Annotated in this window: 9 protein-coding genes; 4 read left to right on the forward strand and 5 right to left on the reverse strand. The window is 73.8% G+C overall.

Features of this window, described 5'->3' with window-relative positions:
- The 4 genes from VG869_09960 to VG869_09975 all read right to left on the reverse strand — a co-directional run.
- Positions 1 to 953, reverse strand: a 953-nt coding sequence (locus VG869_09960) for a histidine kinase dimerization/phospho-acceptor domain-containing protein (GenBank protein ID HEV3451519.1), incomplete at its 3' end; no start/stop codon positions are given.
- Positions 950 to 1,606, reverse strand: coding sequence for a response regulator transcription factor (locus VG869_09965; GenBank protein HEV3451520.1), 657 nt, complete (start codon positions 1,604 to 1,606; stop codon positions 950 to 952). The genes VG869_09965 and VG869_09960, both read right to left, overlap by 4 nt.
- 8 nt (positions 1,607 to 1,614) lie before the next feature.
- Positions 1,615 to 2,826, reverse strand: coding sequence for an ABC transporter permease (locus tag VG869_09970; protein ID HEV3451521.1), 1,212 nt, complete (start codon positions 2,824 to 2,826; stop codon positions 1,615 to 1,617).
- Positions 2,826 to 4,052, reverse strand: coding sequence for an efflux RND transporter periplasmic adaptor subunit (locus VG869_09975; protein ID HEV3451522.1), 1,227 nt, complete (start codon positions 4,050 to 4,052; stop codon positions 2,826 to 2,828). Before VG869_09975 ends, VG869_09970 begins: the two co-directional genes overlap by 1 nt.
- 116 nt (positions 4,053 to 4,168) lie before the next feature.
- On the opposite strand from VG869_09975, the gene VG869_09980 reads away from it, so the two are divergent.
- The 3 genes from VG869_09980 to VG869_09990 all read left to right on the forward strand — a co-directional run bounded on the left by VG869_09980 (position 4,169) and on the right by VG869_09990 (position 6,108).
- Entirely contained in the window at positions 4,169 to 4,870 is a 702-nt protein-coding gene (locus VG869_09980; protein ID HEV3451523.1) for an ABC transporter ATP-binding protein, read from the forward strand.
- A 25-nt stretch (positions 4,871 to 4,895) separates the two neighbouring features.
- The gene (locus VG869_09985; GenBank protein HEV3451524.1) at positions 4,896 to 5,510 is read left to right on the forward strand and encodes a hypothetical protein; all 615 of its coding nucleotides are present in this window, start codon (positions 4,896 to 4,898) and stop codon (positions 5,508 to 5,510) included.
- A gap of 136 nt (positions 5,511 to 5,646) precedes the next feature.
- Entirely contained in the window at positions 5,647 to 6,108 is a 462-nt protein-coding gene (locus VG869_09990; GenBank protein ID HEV3451525.1) for a peroxiredoxin, read from the forward strand.
- 60 nt (positions 6,109 to 6,168) lie between these two features.
- Here VG869_09990 and VG869_09995 read toward each other — a convergent pair whose 3' ends face one another.
- Positions 6,169 to 6,951, reverse strand: coding sequence for an SDR family oxidoreductase (locus tag VG869_09995; GenBank protein HEV3451526.1), 783 nt, complete (start codon positions 6,949 to 6,951; stop codon positions 6,169 to 6,171).
- A gap of 116 nt (positions 6,952 to 7,067) precedes the next feature.
- On the opposite strand from VG869_09995, the gene VG869_10000 reads away from it, so the two are divergent.
- Positions 7,068 to 7,576, forward strand: a 509-nt coding sequence (locus tag VG869_10000; protein HEV3451527.1) for a YibE/F family protein, incomplete at its 3' end; no start/stop codon positions are given.

Below are 7,576 nucleotides of genomic sequence, written 5' to 3' on the forward strand. Positions count from 1 at the left end.
GCGCCGGTGGCGACCGAGATCCAGCCGCCGTGCGTGTTGTAGCGCAGCGCGTTCTCGACCAGGTTCTCGACCAGGCGGTCGAGCAGCGCCCGGTCGCCTCGCACCGGCGCCGGCTCCAGGCTCAGGTCGAGGGCCAGCTCGAGCGCGTCGGCCTCGGGGGCCAGCCGGTCGATGACCTCGGCCGTGACGTCGGCGAGATCCACGGCCCGGTCGGTGCTCGGCGCGGCGCCGGTTCGGGCCAGCGTGAGGAGGCCGTCGACGAGCGCCTCGCTGCGGATCGTTGCGTCGCGCACCACCTCGGCCATGGCCCGGAGGTCGGCCGGCGTGGCCGCCGGGTCGGCGAGCGTCACGTCCACCTCGGTCCGGATGACGGCCAGGGGCGTGCGCAGCTCGTGCGACGCGTCGGCGACGAAGCGCTGCTGGCTCATGAAGGCCCGATCGAGGCGCTCGAGCATGGCGTCGAAGGTGTCCGCCAGCTCCTTGAGCTCGTCCGCGGGTCCCTCGAGGCCGATGCGCTCGTGGAGCGTCAGGTCCGAGAGCCGCCGGGCCGTCGTCGTGATCGTGTGGAGGGGCGCCAGCATCCGGCCCGCGACGACCCAGCCAATCCCCACCGAGCCGACGGCGAGGACCCCGAGCGCGATGCCCGACTCCACGAGCATGCGGTGCAGGTTCTCGTTCGTGATCTCGCGCTGCACCTCCCGGAACAGCCCTCGGCGGGGGTCACCCGGACGCCGGGCCCCGTTCGAGGTCCCGGGCTCGGGTCGCAGCGTGTTCGACCCGACGCCGAGGCGGCGGGCGACCTCGGCCCGGACCTGGGCCGGGTTGCTGTTGACGCTGTGACGCACGAGCAGGTACGTGAGCCCGAGCAGGATGCTGCCGGCCAGGATCAGCACCGCGCCGACGAGCAGCGTCAGCCGCAGCCGGATCGTCAGGCCGCGCCGGGCCGCCGTCACGGGATCCGGTACCCCGCGCCGACCACCGTCTCGATGAGCGGCGGCGCACCGAGCTTCTTGCGGAGGGTCATGATCGTCACCCGCACCACGTTGGTGAACGGGTCGACGTGCTCGTCCCAGACCTGGTCGAGGAGGGCCTCGGGGCTCACGACGGCGCCGTCGGCGACCAGCAGGGCCTCGAGGACGGCGAGCTCCTTCGGGGTGAGCACGATCGGCGCGCCCCCGCGGCTGACGTCGTGCCGGGCCGGGTCGACGCGCACGCCCGCCCGCTCGAGGACCAGGTCGGGGGCGACGGGGCGGCGCCGGCCGAGGGCCCGGATCCGGGCCAGGAGCTCGACGAAGGCGAACGGCTTCGGCAGGTAGTCGTCGGCGCCGAGGTTCAGGCCCGCGACCCGGTCCTCGATCGTGCCCGACGCGGTCAGCATGAGGATTCGCGCCGTGCTGCCCCCGGCCCGCAGGGTCTGGCACACGGCGTCGCCGTGCACCCGCGGCAGGTCCCGGTCGAGGACCACCACGTCGTAGGGCGTGATCGCCACCTTCTCGAGGGCCATGTCGCCGTCGGTCGCGGTGTCGACGGCGATCCCCTCCCGGCGCAGGCCTCGCGCGAGCGCGTCGGCAAGGGGCACCTCGTCCTCCACGACAAGCACTCGCATGTTGGCCGCTATTCGTAGCGCAGCGCCGACGCCGGTTCGAGCGCGGCGGCTTGGTTGGCGGGCCCGACACCGGCGACGACGCCCACGAGCCCGGAGCCGGCGAAGGCGAGCAGCGCGGCGAGGTACGAGACGGAGGTCTGCTGGGACGAGATCGACGGCAGCAGGTAGGCGAGGCCGAGCCCCGCGAGCACCCCGATGCCGCCGCCGACGGCGCTGAGGACGGTCGCCTCGGTCAGGAACTGGACGAGCACGTCACGCCGGCGGGCCCCGAGGGCACGCCGCACGCCGATCTCCCGAGTGCGCTCGCGGACGGCGACCAGCATCACGTTGGCGATCCCAATCCCTCCCACGACGAGGCTGATGGCGGCGATGGCGGTGATCAGCCTCGTGAAGTCGGTCGACGACTGCTTGCGGGCCGCCACGATCGTCGTCGGGTTGATGACGAGGAAGTCGTCGGCCTGCGTCGTGCTCAGGTTGTGGGCGGCGCGCATGTCGGCCTCGACGGCGTTGCCGAACGTGTTGACGGAGCCGGGCCTGGCCTGCACGCGGATCTGGCTGACGGTCGCGTTCGAGCCGACGAGACGCCCGAGCATCGCCTGCATCGGGATCAGCGCGTCGCCGTCCGGGTTCAGGAACCCGACGCCGCCCTGGGGCTCGAGGACGCCGATGACCACGAACGGCGTGTTGCCCAGCTGGACGATGGTCCCGGGCGCGCTCGTGCCGGACAGGTTGAGGTCCGAGGCCAGCGTGGCGCCGAGCACGGCCACGCGCAGGCCCTTCGCGTTGGCGAAGCTGGAGAAGAACGCCCCGGTGGCCACGGTGAGGTGGTCGGTCCGCACCACGCCGGGCGTGGTCCCCTGGACCGCGGTGGTCTCGCTCACCCCGCCGTACGACACGTTGAGCTGTCGTTGGACGATCGGCGCGGTGGACGCGATCTGCGGGTCTCGGGCGAGCGTCGCCGCGTCGTTGAAGCTGAGGGGCGTCCCCGTGCCCGCGGCCCCGCGCAGCCCGCCAGAGAAACCCCGGCCCTGGCTGACGGTCAGGGTGTCGGCGCCGAGGCCGGCGAACTGTGCGCTCACCGCGTTGGCGGAGCCGCGGCCGACGGCCACGAGCGTGACGATCGCCCCCACGCCGATGACCACGCCGAGCACCGTGAGGGCCGAGCGCAGGACGTTGGCCCGCAGGCGCCCGAGCGCCAGGCGGATGGACTCGGCGACCATCAGCCCCCGCGACCGCCGCCACCGCCACCTCCACCGCCACCCCCGAAGCCGCCGCCGCCGCCAAAGCCCCCGCCCCCGCCGCCGCCGCCGACCGTCACCGGTGCGGTGCTCGGCGCCGCACCGAGCTGCTGGCGACCGACGACGACGACGTCGCCCGGCTGCACGCCGGCCAGGATCTCGGTGTTGGTGTTCGTGACCAGGCCCACCTGGACCGGTCGGGTCACGGCGTGGCCGCTCACGACCACCTGCACGGTCGGCTGGGCCGCGCTGCCCTGCACGGCGGCGCTCGGCACGACGACGACGTCGGTGCGGCTCTGCACCGCGATCTGGGCCTGACCGGTCATGCCCGACCGCGCGTTCGGCGGGAGTCCGGCCAGGCCGATGTTCACGAGGTACTGGACGGGAGTGCTGTTCCCGGCGGTGGTGCTGCCGCTCGAGGTCTCGGCCTGCGCCGGCAGGCCCGCGACCTCGCCGTGCTCGGTCGTCCCCGGCAGCGAATCGAAGGTGATCGTCACCGGCTGACCGGCCTTGACGCTCGGCACGTCGGCCTGGGCCACGTCGGCCTGGGCGACGAGGCTCGTCTGGTCGGCCACGCTGGCGAGGGCCCCGCCGGCCTGCACCTTCGACCCGAGGCTGGCCGAGAGGCTGAGCACCACCGCGTGCGGCGGGAACCAGGTGAGGGCGTTGAGGGCCGCCTCCCCGGTCTCGGCGACCCCGACGCTGAGCTGCCACTGGTCGAGGGCGTTCAGGGTGGCCGACCCGAACGTCCCCGGTGGGTCACCGGCCGTGCTGTTGCCGGTTGCGTTCAGCGCGTCCTGCAGCGCCTGCACGTCGGGGCCGGTGTCGCCGTCCACGATGTTGCGGTACAGGGGCTGCGAGCTCGGGATCCCGAACACGGGGGTCCCGTTGATCTCGGCGAGCGACGCCAGTGTGGGCACCGCCTGGCCCACCGAGAGGTGGAGCCCGGTCACGACCCCGCCGGTGGTCGGCACCACCGCGCCCGCGTTCGGCAGGGACACCGTCGCGCTGGTGCCGAACGCCAGCGTGAACGGCGCGCTCACCGCCTGGGACACGTTGCCGCGCTGAGCGACCGCCGTGATCAGCCTCGACCCGCTCGACGAGCTCGAGCCCGAGACCGCGATCGCGGTTCCCACGCCCGCGCCGACCACGATCACGAGAATGCCCACGAACACCCCGGTGCGCCGCGAGGCGCGCCATCTCGGCATGCGAGCTCCTTGCCACGTCGACTGGTCTCGAAGGTATTGACGGCGAGATAAGTCGGCTGTAAGGCGTGCCCGCGCGCTTACCGCGCCTTTAGGCGCGGCTGCGTACCCTCCCGACGATGGCCCATGCGGTCGACGCGTCTGAGCGCGGGCACGTGGTGCGCATGCACAACGTGCACCGCACGTACCGTCGCGGCTCGGTCCTCGTCCCGGTGCTGCGCGGCATCGAGCTCGAGGTCGCGACGGGGGAGTGGGTGGCGATCCTCGGGCCGTCCGGCTCGGGCAAGTCGACGCTCCTCAACATCCTGGGCCTGCTCGACCGTCCCAACCTCGGGAGCTACGAGCTCGAAGGCGCCGACGTCGCCCGCCTCGGTGACAGTCGCCAGGCGGAGCTGCGGAACCGCTACATCGGGTTCGTGTTCCAGTCCTTCCAGCTCCTGCCGCGCACGAGCGCGCTCGAGAACGTCGCCACCCCGCTCGTGTACCGCCGCGCGCGTCGGGCCGATCGCCTCGAGGCCGCCCGCCGGGCGTTGGACGCGGTCGGGCTGGAGGAGCGGGCCGACCACGACCCGGGGGAGCTCTCCGGTGGCGAGACCCAGCGGGTGGCGATCGCGCGCGCGCTCGTGACCGACCCGGCCCTCCTCCTCGCCGACGAGCCCACCGGGAACCTGGACACGGCGTCCGGGGCCGAGGTGCTGTCGTTGCTGGGCCGGCTGCACGCCCAGGGGCGCACGATCGTCGTCATCACTCACGAGCCGTCGGTCGCCGATCTCGCCGACCGCCGCCTGACCCTGCGCGACGGCCAGCTCGAGGCCGCGTGACCGGACCCCGACCCAGGAGCACGTCATGACCGCGACCACCCCGGACGTCCCGATGCCCGAGGAGCGCCAGTCCCGCGTCCCGGTCCAAGCCGTCTGGGCCGCGGCCGCCGCCCTCGTCGTCGGACTCGTCGCCGGGTTCTTCATCGGGCGCGGCACCGCCAGCTCCGGACCGAGCAGCCTCGCCGACGCGTTGCGGCAGACCGCCAGCGGCTCACTGCCACGCGGCAACGTCACCGGCACGGTCCAGCAGCTCGGCGGCTTCCGCGCCCTGCTCGGCGGGGCCACGGGGGGCGGCGGCGCGAGCCGGAACGGCGCCGGCGGCGGAGCCGGCGGTGGTGGCGGCGGGGGTGGCGGGGGTGGCGGCGGTCGGGGCGGCTTCGGCGGCGTGGCCGGGACGGTGGCGTCGATCAACGGCAACGTGATCACGATCACCACGAACGCCGGCAGCGTGAAGGTGGTCGTCGGCACCGCCACCGCCTTCCAGAAGAGCGTCTCGGCCGCCATGACCGACGTCACGGCGGGCGAGCGGGTCACCGTGCGACCGGACTTCAGCACGCCGAGTAGTGGTGGCCAGGTCAACGCGGGGACGGTGACGATCGTGCCCGCCTCGAGCACCACCGGCGGCACGGGCGGCGCGTGAGCCGCCCGCTCCTGACCCCCGCCGCCCGCTCGACCGAGTCCGCCCGCTCGGCCGACGGGCGGCGGGTCACCCGCGTGGAGACCACCCCAGCCGGGGCGGACGCGGTACCGTGCGCGCCGACCTCGGGAGGATGCTGATGCTGGCGGAAGGGACGACGGCCCCCGACTTCACGCTGCCGGACCAGGACGGGAACCCGGTGCGGCTCGCCGACCAGCGCGGTCAGTGGGTGCTGCTGTGGTGGTACCCGATGGCCGACACGCCTGGCTGAACGATTCAAGGCAAGGGCCTGCGGGATCAGGCCTCTGACTACGAAGCCATGGGCGTCGTCGTGCTCGGCGCGTCGTTCGACGACACCGGGGCGAACAAGGCCTTCCGTGAGAAGTTCGACTTCCCGTTCCGGCTGCTCTCGGACTGGGACGAGCAGGTCGGGGTCGCGTACGAGGTCCGCGACCCTGGTACCGAGAAGGTGAAGTTCGCGAAGCGGATCGCCTACCTGATCGACCCGGAGGGCGTCATCCGGAAGTCCTACGAGGTCGCCGACGTCCAAGCGTTCGCGGGCCAGGTGCTCGCCGACCTCCACGAGCTGCAGCAGGGCTAAGCCACGAGGCCGGAGCCGCGGCGCCCACCGGCGGCCTCGTGAGGCGCGGTGCGGCCAGGCTCAGATCGCGGTCCAGCCGCCGTCCACCACGAGGACGGCACCGGTCACGAAGCTGCTGGCGTCGGAGGCGAGGAAGAGCAGGGCCCCGTCGAGCTCGTGCGGCTCCCCGCCGCGACCCATCGGCGTGCGACGGGCCATCCAGGCCTCGGAGCGCTCGTTCCCGAACATCCGTCCCGGCCCGACCGTCATCTCGCTGCGGAACCAGCCGGGAGCGAGGGCGTTGACGCGCACCCCGTGCCGGGCCCACTGGGCCGCGAGCTCGCGCGTCACGCTCACGAGGCCCCCCTTCGACGCCGCGTAGCCCGCGTCCGGGATCTGACCCACCCCGACGAGGGCCCAGAGCGACGCGACGTTGACGATCGACCCCCGGCCGTCGGCGGCGATGATCGATCGGGCGACGCCCCGCGACAGCTCGAACGGCGCGGTCAGGTTGACGGCGAGCTCCTGGCGAAAGGCGGCGCCGGTCTGGTCGAGGGCGGGCTCGATGTGGTCGATCCCGGCGTTGTTCACGAGCACATCGACGTGCCCATATCGATCGAGCGCCGCGTCGAGGAGCGCGTCTGGCGCCTCCGGTCGTGAGAGGTCGCACGCCACCGGGTGCGCGTCGCGGAGCTCGACGGCGAGCGCCTCCAGGCGCTCGATCCGTCGCGCTGCCATCACGACGCTGGCGCCGGCGGCGTCGAGGACCCTCGCGAAGCGAGCGCCGAGTCCCGAGCTCGCCCCGGTCACGATGGCGACGCGCCCGTCGAGCCGAAACGTGGAGACGGGATCGAGTCCGGTCATCACCGGAGTCTGACGCACGGTCGGCGGCCGTCGCGGCGTCGGCCGCCGGGACCGGCGGCGCGGCATCGGGCCCGATTGCCGCGGCCGACGCGGCCGGGTCGATCACACTCGCGGCGATGGGCCACGCGCACGACGCGCCGGCCGCGGCGAACCCTTCGAAACCCGCCCGGCGGGTCCTGACCGCGGTGGTGGTGCTCGTGGCCGGGATGACGGGGCTCGGGATGGTGCTCCTCTGGCCGCACACCGACCCCCGCACCCGCGCCGCGCGGCTCGGGCTGCCGAGCCGGGTCGACGCGGCCACGGTCACGAGGGTTCGGCACGGGCCCTGCAGCGGGACGCTGCCCGGCCAGGGCGCCACGTGCGAGCAGGTCCGGTTCCGTCTCACCCAAGGGCCGCAGCGAGGCCAGACGCGGGACCAGGAGTTCCCGCGTGCCCCGTCCACCCCGACCTTCACCGTGGGCGACCGGGTCGTCCTCGCCTTCAACCCGAAGGCCGACCCCGGCTTCGACTACCAGTTCGCGGACCGCCAGCGCCGGTCCTCGCTCCTCTGGCTGGCGGGCCTGTTCGCAATCGCCGTGATCGTGCTCGGGCGGTGGCGCGGGGCGGCGGCGCTCGTCGGCCTGGG

The sequence above is a fragment of the Acidimicrobiia bacterium genome, assembly GCA_035948415.1.
Lineage (GTDB): Bacteria > Actinomycetota > Acidimicrobiia > IMCC26256 > PALSA-555 > PALSA-555.